Below are 23,716 nucleotides of genomic sequence, written 5' to 3'. Positions count from 1 at the left end.
AAACCGATGCCGATCGCACGAACCGTGCGGGAAGAAGAACAGCGTGGATCTTTTCGAGTATCAGGCCAGGGACCTCTTCGAGTCCTACGGCGTCCCCGTGTTGCAGGGGATCATCGCCGACACCCCCGAGCAGGCGAAGGCGGCGGCCGAGAAGATCGGTGGCGTCGTGGTCGTCAAGGCGCAGGTGAAGGTCGGCGGTCGCGGCAAGGCCGGCGGCGTGAAGGTCGCGAAGACCCCGGACGAGGCGTTCGAGCACGCGCAGGCGATCCTCGGCCTCGACATCAAGGGCCACACCGTCCAGCGCGTCATGGTCGCCCAGGGTGCCGACATCGCCGAGGAGTTCTACTTCTCCGTGCTGCTCGACCGGGCCAACCGCTCCTACCTCTCGCTGACCAGCGTCGAGGGCGGCATGGAGATCGAGCAGCTCGCCGTCGAGAAGCCCGAGGCGCTCGCCCGGGTCGAGGTCGACCCGCTGACGGGCATCGACAAGGCCGCCGCGCTCGAGATCGCCGCGCGGGCGAACTTCCCGGAGTCGCTCCGCGATCAGGTCGCCGACGTCTTCGTGAAGCTCTACGACGTCTACAAGGGCGAGGACGCGACCCTCGTCGAGGTGAACCCCCTCGTCCGCACCGGCGACGGCCAGATCCTGGCACTCGACGGCAAGGTGTCGCTCGACGAGAACGCCGACTTCCGGCACGAGGGCCACAAGCAGCTCGAGGACACCGCAAGCGAGGACCCGCTCGAGGCCAAGGCGAAGGCCCACGGGCTGAACTACGTCAAGCTCGACGGCCAGGTCGGCGTCATCGGCAACGGCGCGGGGCTCGTCATGTCGACCCTCGACGTCGTCGCCTACGCCGGTGAGCGCCACGGCGGCGTGAAGCCCGCCAACTTCCTCGACATCGGCGGCGGCGCCTCGGCCGAGGTCATGGCCAACGGCCTCGACGTCATCCTCGGCGACCCGCAGGTGAAGAGCGTGTTCGTGAACGTCTTCGGCGGCATCACCGCCTGCGACGCCGTCGCGAACGGCATCGTCGCCGCGCTCGGCATCCTCGGCGACGCGGCCACCAAGCCGCTCGTCGTGCGACTCGACGGCAACAACGTGGAAGAGGGTCGCCGGATCCTGGCGGAGGCAGCGCACCCGCTCGTCACCGTCGCCGCGACCATGGACGATGCGGCCGAGAAGGCCGCCGAACTCGCCGCCGCAGCGGCCTGAAGGGACTGACCATGTCGATCTTCCTCAACAAGGACTCCAAGGTCATCGTCCAGGGCATCACCGGTGGCGAGGGCACGAAGCACACCGCCCTGATGCTCAAGGCCGGCACGAACGTCGTCGGCGGTGTGAACGCCCGCAAGGCCGGCACCACCGTCACCCACGGCGACGTGTCGCTGCCGGTCTTCGGCTCGGTGCGCGAGGCCATCGACACCACCGGTGCCGACGTCTCGATCGTCTTCGTCCCGCCGGCGTTCGCGAAGGACGCCGTGACAGAGGCCATCGACGCCGAGATCCCGCTCGTCGTCGTCATCACCGAGGGCATCCCCGTGCAGGACTCGGCCGAGTTCTGGGCGCACGCCAAGGCGAAGGGCGGCACGACCCGGATCATCGGGCCGAACTGCCCCGGCATCATCACCCCGGGGGAGTCCCTCGTCGGCATCACCCCGGCGACGATCACCGGCAAGGGTCCGATCGGGCTCGTCTCGAAGTCCGGCACCCTGACCTACCAGATGATGTACGAGCTCCGTGACCTGGGCTTCTCGACCGCCATCGGCATCGGCGGCGACCCGGTCATCGGCACCACGCACATCGACGCGCTCGCCGCGTTCGAGGCCGACCCCAGCACCTCGGCCATCGTGATGATCGGCGAGATCGGTGGCGACGCGGAAGAGCGCGCCGCCGAGTTCATCAAGGCGCACGTCACCAAGCCGGTCGTCGGCTACGTCGCGGGCTTCACCGCTCCCGAGGGCAAGACGATGGGCCACGCCGGCGCGATCGTGTCCGGTTCGGCCGGCACCGCCGAGGCGAAGAAGCAGGCGCTCGAGGCCGCCGGCGTCAAGGTCGGCAAGACGCCGTCCGAGACCGCCGCGCTGCTGCGCGAGGTCGTCGCCGCTCGCTAGCGACCAGCGCCCGGCAGACGGTCGGGAGGAAGCCGGGAGGCTCGGTGCGGGTTCCGCGCCGAGCCTCCCGTCGTTCCGGCTGCGGCTCACGTATCCTCGCTGCGATGAACCGCCTGGGAACCGCTCTGCTCGCCGCGATCGAGGCGATCGTGACGGTCGGCGTCGGCATCGGGATCGCCCTCGTGCCCCTGACGCTGCTCTGGGGGTTCGAGTACGGCCTGCAGGTCGACTGGGACGTGTTCTGGAAGGCCACCGGCAGCGTGTGGCTCGTCGGGCACGGCGTCGACGTCTCGTTCCTGCTCGGGTCCGCACTCGCCGAGAGCACCGGGGTCAGCGGCGCCGCCGACCCCATCCACGTGACCCTCGCGGCCCTCGGGTTCGCGGTCGTGACGGCCTGGCTCGGCGCCCGCGCCGGACGTCGGTTCGCCGAGACCGAGCACCGCACCACCGGGCTGTTGGTCGGGACCGCCGCCGTCGCGCTCCTCGGCCTGGCCGTCGCGCTGTCGTCGACCTCCGCCGCCACCCGCCCCACGCTCTGGCAGGCCGTGGTGCTGCCGGCGCTCTGGTTCGGGATCCCCGCACTCGCCGCCTCCGAGGTCTGCCGTCGTCGCAGGGACATGCCCGCCGACGCCGGCACCCAGCGCGTCATCGACCTGATGGACCGCATCCCCGCCGTCTGGCGGTCCGTCGCCGGGTTCGGCCTGCGCGCCGGGACCGCCGCGACCGCCGTGGTCGTCGGGGTGGCCGCGGTGCTGGTCGGTCTGCTGCTCTTCACCTCGTTCGCCGAGGTCATCACCCTGTACGAGCAGTCGCACGCCGGGGTCATCGGCGGCGTCGCGCTCACCGTCGGGCAGCTCGCGTTCCTGCCGGACTTCGTCGGGTGGGCGACCTCGTGGCTGATCGGCCCCGGGTTCGCCATCGGCACCGGGTCGAGCGTGTCCCCGATCGCCACGACCCTGGGCCCCATCCCCGGTCTGCCGGTCTTCGGCGCGTTGCCGACCTCCGGTCACACCTTCGGGCTCGTCTGGATCCTCGTGCCGGTCATCGCGGGGTTCGCGATCGGCGGCTCGATGCGACCGCGGTTGGTGCGGGCGCTGGGCGCCGCCGACTCCGCGCTGCACCGTGCACTCGGTGGTGTCGTCGCAGGACTCGTGGCCGGTGTGCTCACGGGACTGATCGCCTGGGTGTCGTCCGGCTCGTTCGGCCCCGGGCGCCTGGCCGACGTCGGCCCGGACGCCCTCGCGGTCGGTGGGTTCGCCGCACTCGAGGTCGGCCTGCCGGCGATCATCGCCCTCGCCGCGGGCAGTGATCTGGTCCGGCTGCCGGAGAGCGGATGGACGCGGGAGCGCTGGACCGAGGCCGACGATCCCGACGATGACCGCGACACGGCGCGCGCCGGGGTCGACCTCGGCGAGGGTTCCCTGCTCGCCGCGCTCGACCAGGCCGGTGCCGGGCGCACCACCGACGTGCACCGCTTCGTGGTCGAGGAGTCCCACGACGGGTCGACCGGTGCACGGTCCCGCGCGACGACCGAACGCCCGACCGGGCCGGTCAGCAGCGAGCCCGTCCGCAGCGCGTCGATCGGCAGCGAGCCGGCCGAGACGGCACCCGCACAGCCCGCCTCCGCACCCGCACCCGCACCCACGCCCGACGCACCGCGCGACCACGACACCGACCACGACGTCGAGCTCCCCGACTGGGCGAAGACCGACGCGGTGGCCGCCGACCGCCTGACCGCCGAGCCCGAACCGGAGCGCCGCAGTGCCGGGCGAGCAGCCCTGGGTGGCCTCCGCGACCGCCTGGCCGGTGCGGCCGAAGGTGTCCGAGGACGAGCCGGTGCACTCCGCGACCGCGTGACCGGCTCCGATGTCGAGCCCCAGCGCCCCGGCTCCGAGCGGCCCGCAGCGCCCGCCCCGGCAGCTGCACCCACCCCGGTACCGACCGACGCCCAGCCCGCGTTCCCGTGGAGCACCGAGGAGTTCGTCGCCGGCCGGGATGACGTGGACGAGACGGCGGAGGCGGACCGCGTGGACGTCGCGCCGGACACGCGTGCGCCCGCCTCGAGGCCGGCGGAGCAGTCCCGCCCGACGAAGTGGGACGTCACCGACCAGATCCCCGAGGACGAGCTGCCCTGGTGGCGGCAGCCGAAGGGCGACCGGTAACAGCGCCCGTCGACGCCGCGGCTCCCGGTAGGGTTGGTGCCGTGCTCGAACTGGTCGTCCTGATCTCCGGTACCGGGTCGAACCTCCGAGCCCTGCTCGAAGCGACCTTCGACGCCGAGTACCCCGCCCGTGTCGTCGCCATCGGTGCCGACCGTGACGCCGAGGGCCTCGGCCTGGGCGAGGAGTTCTCGATCCCGACCTTCACGGTGCCGTTCACCCGCTACGACTCGCGCGCCGAGTGGGGCCAGGCCCTGGCGGAGCAGATCCGCCCGTGGTCGCCCGACCTGCTCGTGCTCTCCGGCCTGATGCGCCTGCTGCCCCCGGCCGTGGTGTCCGAGTTCGCCCCGGGGATCATCAACACCCACCCGGCGTACCTGCCGGAGTTCCCCGGTGCCCACGGCGTACGGGATGCCCTGGCCGCCGGGGTCACCGAGACCGGCGCGAGCGTCATCGCGGTCGACGACGGCGTCGACACGGGGCCGATCCTCGCGCAGGAGCGCATCCCGGTGCTGCCGGGTGACACGGAGTCGACGCTGCACGACCGCATCAAGCCGGTCGAGCGCCGCCTGCTCATCCAGACCATCCTCGACATCGCCAACGGCACCACCGACCTGAAGGGCACCCCGAGCGCATGAGCGTGCACGCAGCCGACCCCAGCCTCTACCGCGACCGTGACGTGGTCCCGGTCCGCCGTGCACTGATCTCGGTGAGCGACAAGTCCGGCCTGCTCGAGCTCGCCGGCGCCCTGGCCGACTCCGGGGTCGAGATCGTGTCGACCGGCTCCACCGCGCAGACCATCCGTGACGCCGGCTACGCCGTCACCGACGTCGCGAGCGTCACCGGGTTCCCCGAGTCGCTCGACGGCCGGGTGAAGACCCTGCACCCGTCGGTGCACGCCGGCCTGCTCGCCGACCTGCGGCTCGAGTCGCACGAGCAGCAGCTCGCCGACCTCGACATCGCGCCGTTCGAGCTCGTCGTCGTGAACCTGTACCCGTTCGTCGAGACCGTGGCGTCGGGTGCCGACACCGCGACCGTGGTCGAGAACGTCGACATCGGTGGCCCCGCGATGGTCCGCGCCTCGGCGAAGAACCACCCGAACGTGGCGATCGTCGTGTCCCCGGCGTCCTACCCCGAGGTCGTCGAGGCCGTGCGGGCCGGCGGCACGACGCTCGAGCTCCGGAAGCGCCTCGCCGCCCAGGCCTTCGCGCACACCGCCGCCTACGACACCGCGGTGGCGTCCTACTTCGCGAGCGACGTCGTCACCGCCGCTGCGGCCCCGACGACCGCCGGCGACATCCGGACCCCCGGTGCGTTCGACGAGCACCTGGCGGCCGAGGCCGAGCTGTCGGCGACCCTGCGCTACGGCGAGAACGCCCACCAGGCCGCGGCGCTCTACACGACGTCGGACGGCACCGGCATCGCGCAGGCGACGCAGCTGCACGGCAAGGAGATGTCGTACAACAACTACGTCGACGCCGACGCAGCGGTCCGTGCGGCCTTCGACTTCGACGAGCCCGCCGTCGCGATCATCAAGCACGCCAACCCGTGCGGCATCGCGATCGCCCCGGCCGACTCCGCCGACCCGATCGCCTCGGCCCACGCCGCCGCGCACGCCTGCGACCCGCTCTCGGCGTTCGGCGGGGTCATCGCCGCGAACCGCCCGGTCACCGTGGCCATGGCCGAGACCGTGAAGGACATCTTCACCGAGGTCGTCGTCGCCCCCGGGTTCGACCCCGAGGCGCTCGAGATCCTGTCGCGCAAGAAGAACATCCGCCTGCTCACGCTGCCGGCCGACTTCGCGCTCGCCGACCGCGAGGTCAAGCAGATCTCCGGCGGGTTCCTGGTGCAGGACGCCGACCGCTTCACGGGCTTCGACCAGGCCACCTGGACCCTCGTCGCCGGCGAGCCCGCCGACGAGCAGACCCTCGCCGACCTGGCCTTCGCGTGGCGGGCGAGCCGTTCGGTGAAGTCGAACGCCATCCTGCTGGCGAACCAGGGCGCGAGTGTCGGTGTCGGGATGGGCCAGGTCAACCGGGTCGACTCCTGCCACCTCGCGGTGAACCGTGCCGGTGACCGCGCGACCGGCAGTGTCACGGCGTCGGACGCGTTCTTCCCGTTCGCCGATGGCCTGCAGGTGCTGCTCGACGCCGGTGTCCGCGCGGTGGCGCAGCCCGGTGGCAGCGTCCGCGACGACGAGGTCATCGCCGCGGCGAAGGCCGCCGGCGTCACGATGTACTTCACGAGCGAGCGCCACTTCTTCCACTGATGTGAACAATCGGTGGCGAACCATTGCGCGCCATGAGTCACTGTGAATAGTCTGTAAGGCTCCGCGGCAGGCAGCCGACGATCCCTCGGGACCGGCGGCACCGCGGACACAACGGTGACGAAGACGACGACTGGAGTGACGATGGACAACATGACCGGAACCGTGGCGACGGCCGCCCGTGCAGGTCTCGTGTCCGTCGTGGGGACCACTCCCGCACGGCGATCCCTGATCGCACCGCGGCCCCGCGCCGCGGCCGCCGTCTAGTCGGGCCGTTCCCACGGCCCCGCGGCGCAGCAGCACCGGCGTCCGCGAACCACCCGCCTGAACCCGGGGGACGACTGTCCCTCGGTGCCTCCGGCCCGACCGACGTCATGCGAGTGACGGCGGAGACGCGACCACGCGCCCGGCCGATGATCACCACGCAACGCCACACCGAGCCTCCAGGCCGAAGCCGTGCGACGCGAGCAAGCAAGCAGCAAGCAAGCAAGCGAGCAAGCAAGCAAGCAAGCAGCGAGCAAGCACCGCGCAGCGCGACCCGGGGACCCGGCAGACGCATGAGGACGCAACGCATGTCCAAGTCGCCCACCACGGCGCGCCCGTCCACCTTCCGCGCGATCGCGCGGATCTACCCCTACGTGAAGCCCTACCAGGGGCGCCTCATCGGCGGCATGGCCGCAGCGATGGGAGCCTCCCTGGTGGCGCTCGCAATCCCCTACGTGCTGCAGTGGCTCGTCGACGGTCCGCTGTCGTCGCGCGACTCGGCGCAGATCTGGCCCGCCGGGCTCGGGGTGCTCGCCCTCGGTGTGCTCGAGGCGTTCTTCATCGCCTCGCGCCGCCGGCTGGTGATGCGCCCCTCGACCCGCATCGAGACCAGCATGCGCAACTCGCTCTACGCGAAGCTGCAGGACCTGCCGGTCGCGTTCCACGACCGCTGGGAGTCCGGGCAGCTGCTGTCCCGTTCCGTGTCGGACCTGTCGCTGATCCGGCGTTGGCTGGCCTTCGGGGTCGTCCTGCTCGTCGTGAACATCGTGACGATCGTCGTCGGCTTCGTCGTGCTGTTCACCTTCGGCTGGATCCTCGGGCTGATCTTCCTGATCGCCTCGATCCCGCTGTGGATCAACGGCCTGCTGTTCGAGCGCCGGTACTCCGCCGTCGCACGCCGCAGCCAGGACCAGGTCGGAGACCTCGCCACGAGCGTCGAGCAGTCGGTGCACGGCATCCGCGTGCTCAAGGCGTTCGGTCGCGGCGGCGCGAAGCTCGAGGAGTTCAGCGAGCAGGCCGAGGCGCTGCGCGGCACCGAGATCAAGAAGGCGAAGGCCATCGCGGGCATCTGGCTCTGGCTGCTGCTCGTGCCGGACGTCGCGTTCGCCCTGTGCCTGCTCGCCGGCATCTGGCTGGCGTCGCAGGGGCAGCTCAGCGTCGGCCAGCTGTTCGCGTTCTTCGCGACGGCGACGGTGCTGCGGTTCCCGATCGAGTCGATCGGCTTCCTGCTCTCGATGACGTTCGACACCCGCACGGCGGTCGACCGCTTCTTCGAGGTCATGGACTCCGAGAACACCATCACGGACCCGGAGCACCCGAAGACGATCGCCCAGCCGCACGGCGCCCTGTCGTTCAACGGCGTGCACTTCCGGTACCAGGACTCCGCACCGCAGTACCCGGACCTGATCAACGGCGTCGAACTGCAGCTGCAGCCGGGCGAGACCATGGCGCTCGTCGGGCTCACCGGCTGCGGCAAGACGACGCTGCTCTCGCTCGTGCCGCGTCTGTACGACGTGACGGGCGGCTCGGTGACGATCGACGGGGTCGACATCCGCGACCTCACCCGCGAGGAACTGCGCCGGCACGTCGGCGTCGCCTTCGAGGACGCCACCCTGTTCTCGTCGACCGTGCGTGAGAACGTGCTCCTCGGGCGACCGGACGTGCAGGGTGCCGAGGCCGAGGCGCTCATGCGCGAGGCGCTCGACATCGCGCAGGCGTCCTTCGTGGACGACCTGCCCGACGGCGTCGACACCCGGGTCGGTGAAGAGGGGCTGTCGCTGTCCGGTGGCCAGCGCCAGCGCCTGGCACTCGCCCGCGCGATCGCCGCGCGGCCGTCGGTGCTCGTGCTCGACGACCCGCTGTCGGCGCTCGACGTCGACACCGAGGCGCGGGTCGAGGCGGGCCTGCGCCGCGTGCTCGCCGACACCACGTCGCTCATCGTGGCGCACCGTCCGTCGACGGTGACGCTGGCAGACCGGGTCGCCCTGATGGAGAACGGCGTCGTCACGGCCGTCGGGACCCACCACGAGCTGATGGCCACCAACGAGCACTACCGCTACGTCATCTCGTCGCTCGACGACGACGACGCGACCGCACGACAGGAGGCGATGGCATGAGCCAGCAGACCGACCAGAACCTGCCGGGAGGCACGGCGTCCGTCCCGCAGGAAGCTCCGGACGAGCAGGCTGCCGCCCCCGTCACCGCCTCGATCACCACCATGGGCGTGCGCGGCGAGGAGCGTGAGGACTTCACGAAGGCCGAGAGCAAGCGCCTGCGGCGCCGGTCCCTCGCCCTGCTCGGGTCCCTCGCCGCACCGCTGAAGCTCCGGCTGGTGCTGCTCGGCATCGTGGTCGTGGTCTCGACCGCCGGCACCGTCGCGGGTCCGGCGCTCATCGCGTGGGGAATCGACAACGCCCTGCCCGCGGTGATGGACCAGAACGACTGGGTGCCGGCGTTCGGCGTCGTCGCGACGTACATCGTCGTGGCCGTCCTCGGTGCGGTGCTGACGGCCTGGTACACGGTGCTCGCGGCACGGATCAGCCAGGCGATCCTGTTCGACCTGCGCAAGCGGGTGTTCCTGCACACGCAGCGGCTCTCGCTCGAGTTCCACGAGACCTACACGTCGGGCCGGATCATCTCGCGCCAGACGAGTGACCTCGACTCGATCCGCGAGCTGCTCGACTCCGGGCTGAACCAGCTGATCCAGGGCGTGCTGTACATGGTGTTCACCGCCGTGGCCCTGGTGCTGCTCGACCCGACGTCCGGGCTCGTGCTCGCGGTGTCGCTCGTGCCGCTCTGGTTCCTGATCCGCTGGTTCCAGACGAACTCGCAGACGCTGTTCCGCGCCACCCGCGTCACCTCGGCGCGCGTGATCGTGCACTTCGTCGAGACGATGACGGGCATCCGAGCGGTGCAGGCGTTCCGCAAGGAGTCCCGCAACCGTGACGAGTACGGCGGCTTCGTCGAGGACTACCGGGTGGCGAACACGAAGGTGTTCAACCTGTTCGGCACGTTCGACCCGGTGCTCGTGCTCATCGGCAACGCGACGCTGGCCGCGGTCGTCATCGTCGGTGGTTTCCGGATCGTCGGCGGGACGCTCGAGGTCGGTGCGCTGCTCGCGGTCGCGCTGTACGCCAAGCGCTTCTTCGACCCGGCGCAGGAACTCGCGATGTTCTACAACGGGTACCAGTCGGCCTCGGCGGCGATGGAGAAGATCTCCGGCGTCCTCGAGGAACGGCCGAGCGTGCCGGACCCCGTGAAGCCCACCCGTCTGGCGGACGCCACCGGGAAGATGGACTTCGACGAGGTCGTCTTCGCCTACAACAAGGGCAAGGTCGTGCTGCCGGAGTTCGACCTGCACATCCCGTCGGGGCAGACCATCGCCCTCGTCGGGTCCACCGGTGCCGGCAAGTCGACGCTCGCCAAGCTCATGGCGCGCTTCTACGACCCGACGCAGGGCTCGGTCAAGCTCGACGGTGTGGACCTGCGCGACCTCGACACGAAGGACATGCGCCGCGCGATCGTCATGGTCACGCAAGAGGCGTACCTGTTCTCCGGCACCGTCGCGGACAACATCGCGCTCGGCAAGCCCGGTGCGTCTCGCGAGGAGATCGAGGCGAGCGCCAAGGCCGTCGGCGCGCACGAGTTCATCATGGCGCTGCCCGACGGGTACGACACCGACGTGAACAAGCGCGGTGGCCGTGTCTCGGCGGGCCAGCGGCAGCTGCTCTCGTTCGCGCGGGCGTTCATCGCGGACCCGAAGGTGCTCATCCTCGACGAGGCCACGGCGTCGCTCGACATCCCCTCGGAGCGACTGGTGCAAGAGGGCCTGGAGACCCTGCTCGCCGACCGCACCGCGGTGATCATCGCGCACCGCCTGTCCACCGTCGCGATCGCCCACCGGGTGCTCGTGATGGAACACGGCCGGATCGTCGAGGACGGCACCCCCGCCGACCTCATCGCCGGCACCGGACGGTTCGCCCAGCTGCACGCGGCCTGGCGCGACTCGCTCGTCTAGGCCCCGATCGGGCTGCACCACGTGGTTGGCTTGCTCCATGAGCAACGACAGCGTGGTGCAGCCCGGCGGCGTCGCCCTGCACGACCCCTTCTACGGTGCCCCCTTCACCGAGGCCGTCCGACGGTTCTGGCGGAAGTACACCGTGTTCACCGGACGGGCATCGCGCGCCGAGTTCTGGTGGTGGTGGCTGACGTCGTTCGCGATCGGACTCGTGCTGCAGCTCGTGCCGCAGGTGTTCACGCCGGACTCCCCGGCGCTCGAGAACCCCGTCGGCTCGTACCTGTTCATGCTGTGGGTGCTCGCGACGCTCATCGGGTCGCTCGCGCTCGGCGCCCGACGGCTGCACGACGCGAACCTGTCCGGCTTCTGGCAGTTCCTGCACGTGCTGCCGGGCCTCGGCTCGCTCATCGTGTACGTGCTGTGCCTGCTGCCCGCGAACCCGAAGGGTGCGCGCTTCGACCGCTGAGGCCGACCTGCGTGGCGCGAGGTCAGAACGGGTCGTCCGCGTCCGTGCTGGGTGACCAGCGCGCACGACGCATGTCGAGCCTCCAGGCCGACGTCCCCTGCACGAGCGGCGTCCCCTCGACGCGGTAGTGCTCGAGTGCCCGGGCCTCGTGGTGGAGCGGCGGGTGCCCGCCCGCGCGCACCACGCGCCACCACGGCAGGTCGGCGCCCTCGTGCGCCATCACCTTGCCGACGGCACGCGACGCCCGCGACCCGAGGGCTGCGGCGACGTCGCCGTACGTCATGACGTGACCCGGCGGGATCATCCGCACCACCTCGGCGACGGCGGCGCCGAAGTCGACGGTGGCATCGTCGGACGGCACGGCGTCGGATGCCACGTCGTCGGAGGGCACGGCGTCGGAGAGCGCTAGAGCGTCAGGACCGCGAAGTGGTCGCCGTACTGGGTCTCGCGCACGACCTCGAAGCCCACGGCGCGGAAGAACGCCTCGGGGCTGTCGTCACCGCCCGGCTCGTACACGACCGTCAGCCGCTCGAACCCGCGGCTGCGTGCCTCGTCCGCCAGGCCGTGCACGGCGAAGCGACCGACGCCCCGGCCCTGTGCGCTCGCCGCCACGTTGACGCGCCAGATGCAGCTGCGCAGCTCTTCCTGCGCGTTGTCGGCGTCGAACGAACCGATGATCAGTCCGAGGACCTCGTCGTCGTCGAGGACGACACGGGTCCACGCGGAGCTCGGCTTGACGTCGGACTCGGCGACCCCGTAGGTGGTCGGCTGCACGAACTGTTCCTGGCCCGGCTTGAGCGTCAGGGAGTTGGCCGCGGCAGCGGTCTTCGCGGAGAGTTCTTCCAGGCGCAGGTCGGACATGCGGCCAGGCTAACGGTGCAGACCGTGCGGAAGCCAGAGACGACGGCAGACCGAGACCGCACCGTGGCCGCGGTATGGTCGCGGCATGGCAGAGCATCGACGCGGAGCGAACCTCCCGTCGATCGGCGGGTTCAACCGCACCGTGGTCCTCGACGCCGTCCGCCGCTCACCCGACGGCCTGAGCCGCGTCGAACTCGCAGCCCGCACCGGACTGAGCGCGCAGACCGTGTCGAACGTCACCCGGTTCCTGATCGAGGCCGGCATGATCGTCGAGTCCGGCACCGTCGTGTCCGGTCGCGGCAAGCCCCGCACGATCCTGCGGCTCGAACCGGGCAGCCGGTACGCGGTCGGCGTGCACGTCGACCCGGCCGTCGTCACCTACGTGCTGCTCGACCTCGCCGGCACCGTCGTCGCCGCGTCCACCACCTCGACCCCCACGGCCGACGACCCGTCCGAGGTGGTGCGCACCATCGCCTCGGCCGTCGACGGGCTCGTCGCCGACGCCGGGGTGGCCGTCGACAGCGTGCTCGGAGTCGGGATCGCGAGTCCCGGACCCATCGACGTCGAGGCGGGCATCGTGGTCGACCCGCCGTTCCTGCCCCGGTGGCGGGACGTGCCGCTGCGCGATGCGCTCGCCGAGGCCACCGGGTACCCGGTCCTGCTCGAGAAGGACGTCACGGCTGCCGCGGTCGGCGAGATGTTCCTGGCGGGGGAATCCTCGGCCCGGAACTTCGCGTTCGTGTACTTCGGCACCGGGTTCGGCGTCGGGCTCGTCGTCGACCACGAACCCGTGCGCGGGGTGGGGTCCAACGCGGGCGACGCCGGGCACATCATGGTCGACCAGGGGTCGCTCGCGGGCACCCCGGACGGCTCGGGCACGCGCGGCGAGGTCGGTGCAGCCGTCGCGCCGGACCGGCTGGTGCGGATCGCCCGGTCGCGGGGGCTCGGGTTGTCGGGCGGCGGCGCGGTCGCCGATGCCGATGCAGACGCCGCCGATGTCGACGCTGTGAACGCCGCGTGGGACGAACTCGCCGTGGCGATCGCGGACGGGGACGACACCGCCGTCACGCTCGCGGCCGATGCCGGCACCGTCATGGGCAACGCCGTCGTCCTCATCGTGAACCTGCTCGACATCGACCGCGTGGTGTTCGGCGGCCCGTTCTGGTCGCGCATCGCGAGTGCTGCTCTGCCGGCCGCGCGGACCGCCATCGTCGGGTCGCCGTTGCTCGTGCCGAAGCACGCCGTGCAGGTGGTGGAGAGCGACCGCGGTGCCGACGTCGCCGCCGTGGGTGCCGCCTGCCTGGTGCTCGACGCCGCGCTCTCGCCACGGGCCAGCACCCTGCTAATCCGGCGCTGAGTCCGCACGCCGCGTCGTACCCGCCTCGGCCCGCTACGCTGCCGATCGACGATCCGCCCCGAGGCGGGGAACGGTGGGGGACGCATGACGAACACGACGCAGGCCACGGACGCGGCGAATGCGACCGACGCGATGGACCCGCGGTGGGCCCGGGTGCGCCCGCTCGTCTTCCGGACCATCATCGGCGCGGTCGTCGCCGCGGGACTCATCGGGATCATCGCGGTACTGATCGGCGACTTCGGACGGGTCGCGGTGCAGCTGCTCCTGACCGTCGTGGTGGTGGTCGTCTTCGCGCTGCTGTCCTGGTACGACGCCGACGTCTCGTCCAGGCGGTCGGGGACCTTCGCCTTCGTGAGCATCGTCACGTCGATGTACCTGCTCGTCGCCGGGCTGGTCAAGGTGTGGATCGTGCCGAGCAGCCCGTTGGCCGACGACGACGGGATCTGGCTCGTCCTGGAGCGTTTCTGGCACTGGATGTGGCTCGTCGGCGTGGCCCGGGTGGCACTGCTGCACGTGCACCTGCTGCTCGTCATCCATCGCCGCTACCCGACCCCAGCGCTGCAGGTCGTGGCCAAGGCCACCGTCGGCGTGATCGCCCTGCTCGCACTGCTGCTCTCGATCCCGTTGCTCGCGCCGGACGTCGACTACGCGCGGGGCTACTGGCGGCTCGTCTGGGTGGTGGTGATCCTCGACCTGCTCGGGACCGTCGTGGTGCCGCTCAGCAACGCACTGTTCCGTCCGCGGGCCGCGGTGCCGTCGGCGACGTGGTCGGTGCCCGACCCGCAGCCGGCATGGAGCGCGACGCCGACGCCCGACGCTCCCGTGCCCGCGGCTCCGCTGCTCGCCGCGCCCGTCCCGCCCGCGTCGCCACCGACGCCGACGCCGGCCCCCGACACGGTCGTCGCGTCCGACGGTCGTCGCTACGCGACCCGTCCCGCAGCCTCCCGTGCGCTGGCGTGGCCCCGCTACGTCGACGGCACGCCCCTGCCCGCGCTGCCCGACGGGACGCCGGACTTCTCGGAGGTCACGGAGCGCTGACACGGCCTTCCGCCCACTCCGTGTGCAGGAACGGTCGGGTCAGCAGCGGGGACCCGACCGTTTCTGCACGCCATGGGCGGTGGGGCCGGCCCCAGGGCGGACGGGAGGCACGGTGCGGGGCCGCTCCACGCCTCCCGGCCGACAGCGGGGCGGGGTCAGTGCGCCGAACCGTGCATGGTCTGGGTGTCGTCCTGACCGGGGATGGCGTCCTTCGTGGTCCAGCCGTACCAGCGGCCGTCGATCTCGGTGACCGCGCGACCGTCGCCGCAGGTGACCAGGCCCTTGCTCGGGAGCTCCTCGGGCAGGAAGTCGGCGGTCATCGCCGTGCCGCCGTACGACTCATCGAGCGCGGTGCAGTCGTCCACGTCGACGCCGTCCTTCGACGCGAACCCGATGACGTACCCGGGCTGGGAGACGTGGAGGCGGACATCGATGTCCTTCGCGTCCTCCGGCACCCACTTCGGCATGAAGAACGCCAGGTCCTCGGACTCCCCGGAACGTGGGGCGTCGGAGTACGCGTCGAAGTGCTTCTGCGGGGTCTTGTTCGGCACGATGTCCTGGATCGCGCTGCAGCCGGCGGTCAGCAGCAGGGCGGACACCGCGGCGGTGGAGGCGAGGGCGATCCGGAGGGTGCGGCGGGCGGTGGTGGGGCGCGTGTCGGTGCTCATGGATCCAGTCTCGCGACGGTCGCGGCGCTGAAACATCACGTGCGCACCCGGAAGCGGCCGGGGGTTACCCCCACCCGCTTGCTCAGGTCGCTTCGGTAAGCAGGTTCGGTGCACCAGACGCAGCAGCCACCGGTCGGAGTCCCCTGGCACCAGGCGACGTTCCCCGCCTCGTTCTCGCGGTTCTGGCGGGGGTACCTCGTGTTCCGGGGTCGTGCCGCTCGCGCCGAGTTCTGGTGGTGGGCGCTCTGGTGGGCGATCATCTCCGCTGCGATCAACATCGTGTACGGCGTCGGACTCTTCATGACGCCGCCGACCGTGCCGAGCCCGGACGAGACGCGCGTCCTCGACCAGGCGATGCAGTCCTTCAACCCGTTCCCGGTCTGGTGGTTCCTGCTCACGTCGATGCCGGTCTTCGCCAAGGCCGCTTTGGGCGTCTTCGTGGTCGTCGGGCTCGCGGCGCTGCTGCCCTGGATCGCCATCGCGGTGCGGCGGCTCCACGACACGAACCGATCCGGTTGGTGGGTCCTGCTGTACCTCGTGCCCGCCGGCAACATCGCGCTCGCCGTGTTCCTCGCGCTGCCCTCGGAGCCACCCGCGGCACCGCAGCAGTCCGGGCCACCCGTGGGCGATCGGCCCGCGCACCCGGTCGTGACGCCGCAGTAGCGTCGGGGCATGCAGCAGGAGATCCTCCGGTACACCGCGTTCGCCGCCGAGCCGGGCGGTGGCAACCCAGCCGGGCTCGTGCTCGACGCGGCCGGACTGACCGACGACCAGATGCTCGCGATCGCCCGGCAGGTCGGGTACCCCGAGACCGCCTTCGTCGTCGGTGCGACGGTGACCGGGCCACGCGTCCGCTACTTCTCGCCGAGCGCCGAGGTCCCGTTCTGCGGGCACGCCACCGTTGCACTGGCCGTCGCGCTGGCGGAACGCGAGGGGCCGGGCGGCCGGGTGTTCACGACCCTGGCCGGCGAGGTCGCCCTCGATGCGACCGTCGGTTCGGACGGCGCGGTGCAGGTCGCGATGACCAGTGTCGAGCCGGCGACGCGGGACATCGAGCCGGCCCTGCTGGCTCGACTGTTCGACATGCTCGGACTCGAGGCCGCGGACATCGCTGCGGGGTTCCCGGTGCTGGAGTCCTTCGCCGGAAACTGGAACCCGGTCCTCGTGCTGCACGACCGCGAGCTGTTCCACCAGTTCCGGTTCGCGCCGGGGCCCCTCGCCGAGCTCAAGCGCGAGGCCGGCTGGGCGGGGACCGTCACGGTGCTGTACCGCACCGGCGACCGGGAGTACGAGGCGCGCAACCTGTTCCCCGCCGGGCGCATCACCGAGGACCCGGCGACGGGATCGGCCGCGGCGTCGACCGGGGCGTACCTGCGGCAGATCGGTGCAGCGCAGCCGGGCGACCGCGTCACGATCCGGCAGGGGCGGCACGTCGGGCGTCCGAGTCTGCTGCTCGTGGACGTGCCCGAGGCCGGCGGGATCACGGTGACGGGGAGCGCGACCCCGATCTCCTGACAGACGTTCCTTCCCAGAACGCAAGCGATGGGAAGCGGAATCGGGCGTACCCGGTCGAAACTTCCGACCCGGTACGCCCGATTCGACCCGGTACGCCCGATTCCGCCCGGTACGCCCGATTCCGCCCCAGAAACTCCTTGACACGGTTAAGTCAATACGGTGGACTAATCCTGCGCGCGGGCGATGGTGCCCGCGGACATCACCCGTGCAAAGGAGCACCGATGAAACGCACCCGCATCATCGCCGGACTCGCAGCTGTGGCCGTGGCCGCAGTCGGTCTGGCTGGCTGCTCGAGCTCGGGGTCCGCCTCGAGCGACACGATCAAGATCGCGTACCAGAAGTTCGGCGCCTTCCAGCAGCTCGACGCCCAGATGAAGGTCGTCAAGAAGCAGTACGAGAAGGACAACCCCGGCAAGAAGGTCACCCTCGTGCCCATCCAGGCGCAGGGCAACGACTACTACACGAAGCTCGCGCTCATGAACAAGGCGCCGGCCACCGCTCCGGACGTCATGTACGAGGACACGTTCCTCGTCAAGGCCGATGCCGAGGCGGGCTACCTGCTGCCACTCGACGAGTACACGGACAAGTGGGACGAGTGGGACCAGTTCTTCGACAACGCCAAGCAGGCCGGGCAGGGTGACGACGGCAAGATCTACGGCGTCCCGATGGGCACCGACACCCGAGCCCTCTGGTACAACAAGGACATCTTCGAGAAGGCCGGGCTCGAGGTCCCGTGGAAGCCGAAGACCTGGGACGACGTGCTCGCAGCGGCGAAGACCATCAAGGACAAGCAGCCCGACGTCATCCCGTTCAACATCTACTCGGGCAAGGCGCAGGGCGAGGCCTCGACCATGCAGGGCTTCGAGATGCTCCTGTACGGCGCCGACGGCTCCGGCAACACCCTGTACAAGGACAAGAAGTGGGTCACCGGCTCGAAGCAGTTCGAGGACTCGCTCAAGTTCGTGAAGGACGTCTACCAGGGCGGCCTCGGCCCGACACCGCAGCAGGCGCTCGACACGAACGTCGGCACGACCATCGCCCAGACGTGGCTGCCGAAGGGCAAGCTCGCGATCGACCTGGACGGTTCGTGGCAGTCCGGCACGTGGCTGAAGTCCGGCACCGCGCCGTGGCCCGAGTGGAACGACGTGATGGGCCAGGCACCCATGCCGACCCAGAACGGGCAGGCTCCCGGCTACAACTCGATGTCCGGCGGCTGGACCCTGGCGGTCGGCGCGAAGTCGAAGAACCCGCAGGCGGCGTTCGACTTCATCACGAGCTTCCTCGACAAGGACGGTTCGCTGAAGTACGACACCGAGAACAGCCAGATCGCCGTCCGCAAGGACGTCGCGGACGACCCGGCCTACACGGCGGCGAACCCGACGTTCAAGTTCTTCTCGGGGCTGGTGGAGAACACCAACTTCCGCCCGGCGACGAGTGACTACTCGCAGGTGTCCAACGCGATCCAGGTCGCGATGGAAGCGGTCATGACCGGTCAGCAGTCGCCGAAGGACGCGGCTGCCGCCTACGACAAGGCCGTCACGCAGGTGGTCGGCAAGGAGAACACCGTCTCCGCTGGTTGACGGACGTCACCCACTGACGGCCTGGAGGCGCGGGGCGGTCCCGCACCGCGCCTCCCGTCCGTCCTTCCCCACCTTCGGAACCCCTCCGCACCCGGAAGGCACCCATCGTGTCCAGCACCCCCCTCGCGCCGACGCTGTCGGCGCCCGGTGCGCCGAAGCGCACCGATCCACCCGTGCCGCGGAAGCGGCGACCACTGCGGAACGTCGGACGAGCGGTCCCGCTCCTGCCCGCCCTGGTCCTCCTCGTCATCTTCCTGCTCGGCCCGGTCATCTCGTCGTTCTACGGGTCGTTCACCAACTCGGCGCTGACCGGCGCCAGCGCGGCTGACCAGCAGTTCGTCGGGTTCCAAAACTACGTCGAGCTGTTCCAGGACCCGGACTTCCCGAAGTCCGTCATCCTGACCGTCGTCTTCCTGCTGGCCTCGGCCGTGGTGGGACAGAACGTGCTCGGCCTCGGGCTGGCCCTGCTGATGCGCTCGGCCAACAAGGCCGTCCGGGCGATCGTCGGCACCTTCGTGGTCGCCGCGTGGGTCCTGCCGGAGATCGTGGCGTCCTTCGCGGCGTACGCGTTCTTCAACGACGAGGGGACGCTCAACACGTTCCTGGCGTCGATCGGGGTCACCGGCGCGAACTGGCTCTACACGTACCCGATGCTCGCCGTGATCCTGGCGAACATCTGGCGTGGCACCGCGTTCTCGATGCTCGTCTACTCGGCCGCCGTGCAGGAGGTCCCGGAGGAGATCACCGAGTCCGCCGAGGTCGACGGAGCCACCGGCTGGCAGCGGCTCGTCTACATCACGCTCCCGGTGATCCGTCGGAGCATCTCGACGAACCTCATGCTCACGACGCTGCAGACCCTGTCGGTCTTCACGCTGATCTTCGTGATGACCGGCGGCGGTCCGGGCACGAACTCGTCGACCCTGCCGATCCTGGCGTACCAGGAGGCGTTCAAGTTCTCGCAGCTCGGCTTCGGGACCGCGATCGCGACCATCCTGCTCGTGGTGGGGGCGGTCTTCTCGATCATCTACATCCGGGCACTCAAGCCGGAGGTGGACTGATGGCCATGACAGCCCCGTCCCTCGACCAGACCACGACCCGCTCGGTGACCGCACCGGGGTCGATGCACATGACGTCGCCGCGCGGCCGCACGATGCGGTGGGTGTCGAACACCGTGCTGCTCGTCATCGCGGTGTGCTTCGCGGTGCCGCTGCTCTGGCTCGTGCTCGCCTCGTTCGACACCCAGGCGTCGCTGTCGGTGAAGCTGCCGTCGCAGTTCACCCTCGACAACTTCGCGAAGGTGCTCACCCCCGAGCTGTCGTTCATCCCGCTCGCGAACAGCCTGCTGCTCTCCGGCGGCACCGCGGTCGTCACCGTGGTGTTCGCGCTGCTCGCCGCGTACCCGCTGTCCCGGTACAAGATGCGCGTCAACAAGCCGTTCCTGTACAGCATCCTGTTCGGCACCGGCCTGCCCATCACCGCGATGATGGTGCCCGTCTACGCGCTGTTCGTGTCGCTCAACCTGATCGACAACGTATGGGGCTGCATCTTCTTCCTCGCCGCCACGTCGCTGCCGATGGCGATCTGGATGGCGAAGAACTTCATGGACTCGGTGCCGATCTCGCTCGAAGAAGCGGCGTGGACCGACGGCGCCTCGATGCTCACCACCCTGACCCGCATCGTGATCCCGCTCATGCGTCCGGGCATCGCCGTCGTGTTCATCTTCGTGTTCATCCAGGCGTGGGGGAACTTCTTCGTCCCGTTCGTCCTGCTGCTCTCGCCCGAGAAGGTGCCCGCCGCGGTGAGCATCTTCAACTTCTTCGGGCAGAACGGGGCGGTGGCGTACGGCCAGCTCGCCGCGTTCTCGATCGTCTACTCCGTGCCCGTCATCGCCCTCTACGTGATCGTGTCCCGAGGCCTCGGCGGCGGCAACGCCCTCGCCGGCGGCATCAAGGGCTGACGCCGGCCCCCACCCCCGCAAGACACCGGTGTTCGCGCGTCGAACACCCGCGAACCGCGGTCCGATCCGCGAACACCGGTGTCCCGCGAACCAGAAAGGAAGCACATGCACCAGGACGAACCGCTCGTCGAGGCCCGGATCGCCCGCCTCGTGCGCGACCGTGTCGACCCCGCCGTCCTCCGTCGCTCGGCGCCGGTGACGATCGAGGCGTGGGAGGTGCCGGGTGAACCGGTGCCGTTCGACGCCGCCGTGGGCGAGACGTACACACCGTTCACGGTGGGGTCGCACTGGGGCGGACGCCCGTGGGGCACGACGTGGTTCCGGGTGACCGGTACCGTGCCGGCGGACTTCGGCACCGCGCCGGGGACCACCGCCGAGCTCCTCGTCGACCTGGGGTTCACCAAGCGGCAGCCCGGTTTCCAGGCCGAGGGACTCGCGTTCCGCGCCGACGGCTCCACGATCAAGGCGATCGAGCCGCGGAACGACACCGTGCCGCTCGAGGTCGGCCCGGGGGAGTCCTTCGAGCTCTGGATCGAGGCGGGGGCGAACCCGGACATCGGCGGCGACTCGTTCCAGGGTGCGACCCCGCTCGGCTCGCGCTCCACCGCCGGCGACGAACCGATCTACCGCCTGAGGGCACTCGAGGTCGTCGAGCGCGACGACACCGTGTGGGAACTGCAGCAGGACCTCTGGGTGCTGCGCGGGCTGATGGCCGAGCTCCCCACCGACGGCACCCGCGGCGCCGACATCCTGCGGGCACTCGAACGCGCCGCCGACGCGCTGGACCCGGACGACGTCGCCGGCACCGCCGCGGACGCCCGTCAGGTCCTGGCGCCGGTGCTCGCCGTCCCCGCCAGCCCCGCCGCCCACCGCGCGATCGCCGTCGGGCACGCCCACATCGACTCCGCCTGGCTGTGGCCCGTGCGCGAGACGAAGCGCAAGTGCGCGCGGACGTTCTCGAACGTGCTCGACCTGATGGACCGCGACCCCGACTTCACCTTCGCCTGCTCGTCCGCGCAGCAGTACGCCTGGATCCGCGACGAGTACCCGTCCATCTGGACCCGCATCAAGCAGCGGGTCGCCGAGGGCCGGTGGATCCCGGTCGGCGGCATGTGGGTCGAGTCGGACACCAACCTGCCCGGCGGTGAGGCCCTGGCCCGCCAGTTCGTCGCCGGCAAGCGCTTCTTCCTGGAGGAGTTCGGCATCGACACCCCGGAGGCCTGGCTCCCCGACTCGTTCGGCTACTCGGGTGCCCTGCCGCAGATCGTCCGCGCCGCCGGGTCGAAGTGGTTCGTCACCCAGAAGCCGTCGTGGAACGAGACGAACGTCATCCCGCACACCTCGTTCCACTGGGAGGGCATCGACGGCTCGCGCGTCCTGACGCACCTGCCCCCGGCCGACACCTACAACTCCGACGTCTCGCCCGCCGACCTGCGCCGCGGCGAACGGAACAACAAGGAACGCGGCACCGCGAACACCTCGATGCTCCTGTACGGCTTCGGGGACGGCGGGGGCGGTCCCACCCGCGAGATGGTCGGCGCCGCACACCGCCAGCACGACCTCGACGGGTCGCCCCACGTCAAGCTCGGCACGCCGGCGCAGGTGTTCGAGCAGCTCGAGGCCGAGCTGCCGACGCCGGGGGTCTGGTCGGGGGAGATGTACCTCGAGTTCCACCGCGGCACCTACACGTCGCAGATCCGCACGAAGCAGGGCAACCGCCGCTCCGAGCACCTGCTGCGCGAAGCCGAGCTCTGGGCAGCGACGGCGGCGGTCCGGCTCGGCAGCGAGTACCCGTACGCCGAACTCGAGGACGCCTGGCACACCGTCCTGCTGCAGCAGTTCCACGACATCCTGCCCGGTTCCTCGATCGCGTGGGTGTACGAGAACGCCGAGGAGCAGTACGCCCGGGTCGCCGAGGTGCTCGAGGGGCTGATCGGCAGCGCGACGACGGCGCTCGCCGGCAGCGCGACGACGGCGCTCGCCGGCGCCGCGGACGACGCCGCGTCGGTCGTGCGCTTCAACGCCTCGCCGGTCGCGGCAGGGGACGTGACCGCCCTGGCAGGTTCGGTCGTCCACGCGCCGCGACCCGTGCCTCCCGTCCGGAGCGGCGACCACTTCGTCTTCGACACCGGCGTGGTCACGGCGACCATCGACGCCGCCGGCCACGTCGTCTCGTTCGTCGACCACGCCACCGGACGCGACGCGATCGCGCCCGGCGCTGCGGCCGCGGAGTACACGGTGTTCCGCGACACCCCGAACCAGTGGGAGGCGTGGGACATCGACCGCGCGTACCAGCGCAACGGCATGGTGCTGTCGGCCTCGTCCGTCTCGGTCGACGGCTCGTCGCTCGTGGTGGAACGGTCCTTCGGATCGTCGACGCTCACCACGCGCTACTCCGCCGTGCAGGGCGAACCGGAGCTGACCGTCGAGACCGAGGTCGACTGGCACGAGCACCAGAAGCTGCTGAAGCTCGCGTTCCCGATCGACGTGCTCGCGTCGTCGGCCTCGAGCGAGATCCAGTTCGGGCACATCGACCGGCCGACGCACCAGAACACCTCGTGGGACCACGCCCGGTTCGAGACCTCGGCACACCGCTGGGTGCACGTCGCGGAGCCCGGGTTCGGCGTCGCGGTGGCGAACGACTCGACCTACGGCCACGACATCACGCGCGAGACCCGGCCGGACGGCGGGATCACCACGCTCGTGCGGGAGTCGCTGCTGCGCGGGCCGACGTTCCCGGACCCGAACGCCGACCAGGGGCACCACGTGTTCCGGACGGTGCTGCGGATCGGGGCCTCGGTGCTCGACGCCGCCGACTCGGGGTACCGGCTGAATCTGCCGGTGCGGAGCGTCCCCGGGTCGGCCGAGGTCGCGCCGCTCGTCACGGTGTCGTCGCCGCAGGTGTTCGTCGAGGCCGTCAAGCTCGCCGAGGACCGCTCCGGAGACGTCGTCGTGCGACTGTACGAGGGGCTCGGCGGCCGGGCGACGGACGTCGCGGTGGACTTCGGGTTCGACGTCGAGTCGGTGTCGCAGGTCGACCTGCTCGAGCGGCCGCTGGAGCGCTCGTGGTCGGCCGGGGAGCCGGTCGTGCTGACCCTGCGTCCGTTCGAGATCGTGACGCTGCGCGTGCGTCGGGCCTGAGGCAGCGGGCCCGGCGCTCGGTCGGGGAGAGACCGCGGCGCCGGACGGGACACGGGTGCGTTCCGTCCGGCGCCGTGTTGCGTGCGGGTGGGGCGTGCGCGGGCGGGGTGGGTGCGTGCGGGCGGGCGCGGGCGGGGGCGCGCGCGGGTGGGCGTGGTGGGGCGGGTGGCCTGGTCGAATCGCGCGTACCTGGTCGAATCGGGCGTACCTGGTCGGAACTTCCGGCCAGGTACGCCCGATCCCGCTCGGCATCGCGGCCGTTCTGGGAAGGAACGTCTCCCCTCCACAACCGCCCAGGCCTGGAGGCCCGTCCA

19 protein-coding genes are annotated in these 23,716 nt (G+C 70.8%); 16 read left to right on the top strand and 3 right to left on the bottom strand.

The window, feature by feature from the left end:
• Positions 1-43: 43 nt before the first annotated feature.
• The 8 genes from sucC (at position 44) to DEI85_RS15470 (ending at position 11,285) form a co-directional block, all read left to right on the top strand.
• Positions 44-1,213, top strand: coding sequence for an ADP-forming succinate--CoA ligase subunit beta (gene sucC / locus DEI85_RS15505; protein ID WP_111090929.1), 1,170 nt, complete (start codon positions 44-46; stop codon positions 1,211-1,213).
• 11 nt (positions 1,214-1,224) lie between these two features.
• On the top strand, positions 1,225-2,112 hold the full coding sequence (sucD, locus tag DEI85_RS15500; protein ID WP_111090930.1) for a succinate--CoA ligase subunit alpha: 888 nt from the start codon (positions 1,225-1,227) through the stop codon (positions 2,110-2,112).
• 104 nt (positions 2,113-2,216) lie between these two features.
• Positions 2,217-4,274 carry a cell division protein PerM gene (locus DEI85_RS15495; protein ID WP_111123234.1) on the top strand — a complete coding sequence of 686 codons (2,058 nt, stop codon included), beginning with the start codon at positions 2,217-2,219 and terminating at the stop codon, positions 4,272-4,274.
• 41 nt (positions 4,275-4,315) lie between these two features.
• Positions 4,316-4,909, top strand: a complete 594-nt coding sequence (gene purN, locus DEI85_RS15490) for a phosphoribosylglycinamide formyltransferase (RefSeq protein WP_071404669.1) — start codon at positions 4,316-4,318, stop codon at positions 4,907-4,909.
• Positions 4,906-6,540 carry a bifunctional phosphoribosylaminoimidazolecarboxamide formyltransferase/IMP cyclohydrolase gene (purH, locus tag DEI85_RS15485; protein WP_111123235.1) on the top strand — a complete coding sequence of 545 codons (1,635 nt, stop codon included), beginning with the start codon at positions 4,906-4,908 and terminating at the stop codon, positions 6,538-6,540. Before purN ends, purH begins: the two co-directional genes overlap by 4 nt.
• Positions 6,541-7,109: 569 nt before the next feature.
• On the top strand, positions 7,110-8,918 hold the full coding sequence (locus DEI85_RS15480) for an ABC transporter ATP-binding protein (protein ID WP_110859546.1): 1,809 nt from the start codon (positions 7,110-7,112) through the stop codon (positions 8,916-8,918).
• Between the two features lie 101 nt (positions 8,919-9,019).
• Positions 9,020-10,819: an ABC transporter ATP-binding protein gene (locus tag DEI85_RS15475; RefSeq protein WP_110859571.1), complete on the top strand. Its 1,800-nt coding sequence runs from the start codon at positions 9,020-9,022 to the stop codon at positions 10,817-10,819.
• 37 nt (positions 10,820-10,856) lie between these two features.
• Positions 10,857-11,285 (top strand): DUF805 domain-containing protein, encoded by a 429-nt coding sequence (locus DEI85_RS15470; RefSeq protein WP_110859547.1) that lies wholly within the window; start codon positions 10,857-10,859, stop codon positions 11,283-11,285.
• A gap of 22 nt (positions 11,286-11,307) precedes the next feature.
• Here DEI85_RS15470 and DEI85_RS15465 read toward each other — a convergent pair whose 3' ends face one another.
• Positions 11,308-11,661, bottom strand: a complete 354-nt coding sequence (locus tag DEI85_RS15465) for an MGMT family protein (RefSeq protein ID WP_258369848.1) — start codon at positions 11,659-11,661, stop codon at positions 11,308-11,310.
• 29 nt (positions 11,662-11,690) lie between these two features.
• Entirely contained in the window at positions 11,691-12,146 is a 456-nt protein-coding gene (locus DEI85_RS15460) for a GNAT family N-acetyltransferase (RefSeq protein WP_027466669.1), read from the bottom strand.
• An 85-nt stretch (positions 12,147-12,231) separates the two neighbouring features.
• On the opposite strand from DEI85_RS15460, the gene DEI85_RS15455 reads away from it, so the two are divergent.
• Together DEI85_RS15455 and DEI85_RS15450 are read left to right on the top strand one after the other, a co-directional pair.
• Positions 12,232-13,503 (top strand): ROK family transcriptional regulator, encoded by a 1,272-nt coding sequence (locus tag DEI85_RS15455; RefSeq protein WP_110859548.1) that lies wholly within the window; start codon positions 12,232-12,234, stop codon positions 13,501-13,503.
• 84 nt (positions 13,504-13,587) lie between these two features.
• Positions 13,588-14,541: a hypothetical protein gene (locus tag DEI85_RS15450; protein ID WP_110859549.1), complete on the top strand. Its 954-nt coding sequence runs from the start codon at positions 13,588-13,590 to the stop codon at positions 14,539-14,541.
• A gap of 155 nt (positions 14,542-14,696) precedes the next feature.
• Here the strand turns inward: DEI85_RS15450 and DEI85_RS15445 are convergent, their stop codons facing one another.
• The gene (locus tag DEI85_RS15445) at positions 14,697-15,209 is read right to left on the bottom strand and encodes a hypothetical protein (RefSeq protein WP_111090935.1); all 513 of its coding nucleotides are present in this window, start codon (positions 15,207-15,209) and stop codon (positions 14,697-14,699) included.
• Between the two features lie 108 nt (positions 15,210-15,317).
• Here DEI85_RS15445 and DEI85_RS15440 point away from each other — a divergent pair, with 108 nt between their 5' ends.
• From DEI85_RS15440 to DEI85_RS15415, 6 genes are all read left to right on the top strand, one after another.
• Entirely contained in the window at positions 15,318-15,872 is a 555-nt protein-coding gene (locus tag DEI85_RS15440; RefSeq protein WP_110859551.1) for a DUF805 domain-containing protein, read from the top strand.
• 9 nt (positions 15,873-15,881) lie between these two features.
• Positions 15,882-16,724, top strand: coding sequence for a PhzF family phenazine biosynthesis protein (locus DEI85_RS15435; protein WP_110859552.1), 843 nt, complete (start codon positions 15,882-15,884; stop codon positions 16,722-16,724).
• 221 nt (positions 16,725-16,945) lie between these two features.
• Positions 16,946-18,304 carry an extracellular solute-binding protein gene (locus tag DEI85_RS15430; RefSeq protein WP_110859553.1) on the top strand — a complete coding sequence of 453 codons (1,359 nt, stop codon included), beginning with the start codon at positions 16,946-16,948 and terminating at the stop codon, positions 18,302-18,304.
• A gap of 107 nt (positions 18,305-18,411) precedes the next feature.
• On the top strand, positions 18,412-19,362 hold the full coding sequence (locus tag DEI85_RS15425; RefSeq protein ID WP_111123236.1) for a carbohydrate ABC transporter permease: 951 nt from the start codon (positions 18,412-18,414) through the stop codon (positions 19,360-19,362).
• A gap of 5 nt (positions 19,363-19,367) precedes the next feature.
• Positions 19,368-20,261, top strand: coding sequence for a carbohydrate ABC transporter permease (locus DEI85_RS15420; protein ID WP_371836703.1), 894 nt, complete (start codon positions 19,368-19,370; stop codon positions 20,259-20,261).
• A gap of 105 nt (positions 20,262-20,366) precedes the next feature.
• Complete coding sequence (locus tag DEI85_RS15415; RefSeq protein WP_111123237.1) at positions 20,367-23,402, top strand: alpha-mannosidase; 3,036 nt, start codon at positions 20,367-20,369, stop codon at positions 23,400-23,402.
• The last annotated feature ends 314 nt before the right edge of the window (positions 23,403-23,716 follow it).

Origin of the sequence: Curtobacterium sp. MCBD17_026, assembly GCF_003234895.2 — a bacterium.
Taxonomy (GTDB): domain Bacteria; phylum Actinomycetota; class Actinomycetes; order Actinomycetales; family Microbacteriaceae; genus Curtobacterium; species Curtobacterium flaccumfaciens.
The sequence above is the reverse complement of the archived record's forward strand: the minus strand, read 5'-3'. Positions and strand labels throughout refer to the sequence as shown.

Coding starts and splice junctions, on each gene's coding strand:
- sucD (WP_111090930.1), top strand. CDS start 1,225: ATGTCGATCTTCCTCAACAAGGACTCCAAGGTCATCGTCCAGGGCATC.
- DEI85_RS15495 (WP_111123234.1), top strand. CDS start 2,217: ATGAACCGCCTGGGAACCGCTCTGCTCGCCGCGATCGAGGCGATCGTG.
- purH (WP_111123235.1), top strand. CDS start 4,906: ATGAGCGTGCACGCAGCCGACCCCAGCCTCTACCGCGACCGTGACGTG.
- DEI85_RS15480 (WP_110859546.1), top strand. CDS start 7,110: ATGTCCAAGTCGCCCACCACGGCGCGCCCGTCCACCTTCCGCGCGATC.
- DEI85_RS15475 (WP_110859571.1), top strand. CDS start 9,020: ATGGGCGTGCGCGGCGAGGAGCGTGAGGACTTCACGAAGGCCGAGAGC.
- DEI85_RS15470 (WP_110859547.1), top strand. CDS start 10,857: ATGAGCAACGACAGCGTGGTGCAGCCCGGCGGCGTCGCCCTGCACGAC.
- DEI85_RS15460 (WP_027466669.1), bottom strand. CDS start 12,146: ATGTCCGACCTGCGCCTGGAAGAACTCTCCGCGAAGACCGCTGCCGCG.
- DEI85_RS15455 (WP_110859548.1), top strand. CDS start 12,232: ATGGCAGAGCATCGACGCGGAGCGAACCTCCCGTCGATCGGCGGGTTC.
- DEI85_RS15450 (WP_110859549.1), top strand. CDS start 13,588: ATGACGAACACGACGCAGGCCACGGACGCGGCGAATGCGACCGACGCG.
- DEI85_RS15445 (WP_111090935.1), bottom strand. CDS start 15,209: ATGAGCACCGACACGCGCCCCACCACCGCCCGCCGCACCCTCCGGATC.
- DEI85_RS15435 (WP_110859552.1), top strand. CDS start 15,882: ATGCAGCAGGAGATCCTCCGGTACACCGCGTTCGCCGCCGAGCCGGGC.
- DEI85_RS15430 (WP_110859553.1), top strand. CDS start 16,946: ATGAAACGCACCCGCATCATCGCCGGACTCGCAGCTGTGGCCGTGGCC.
- DEI85_RS15420 (WP_371836703.1), top strand. CDS start 19,368: ATGACAGCCCCGTCCCTCGACCAGACCACGACCCGCTCGGTGACCGCA.
- DEI85_RS15415 (WP_111123237.1), top strand. CDS start 20,367: ATGCACCAGGACGAACCGCTCGTCGAGGCCCGGATCGCCCGCCTCGTG.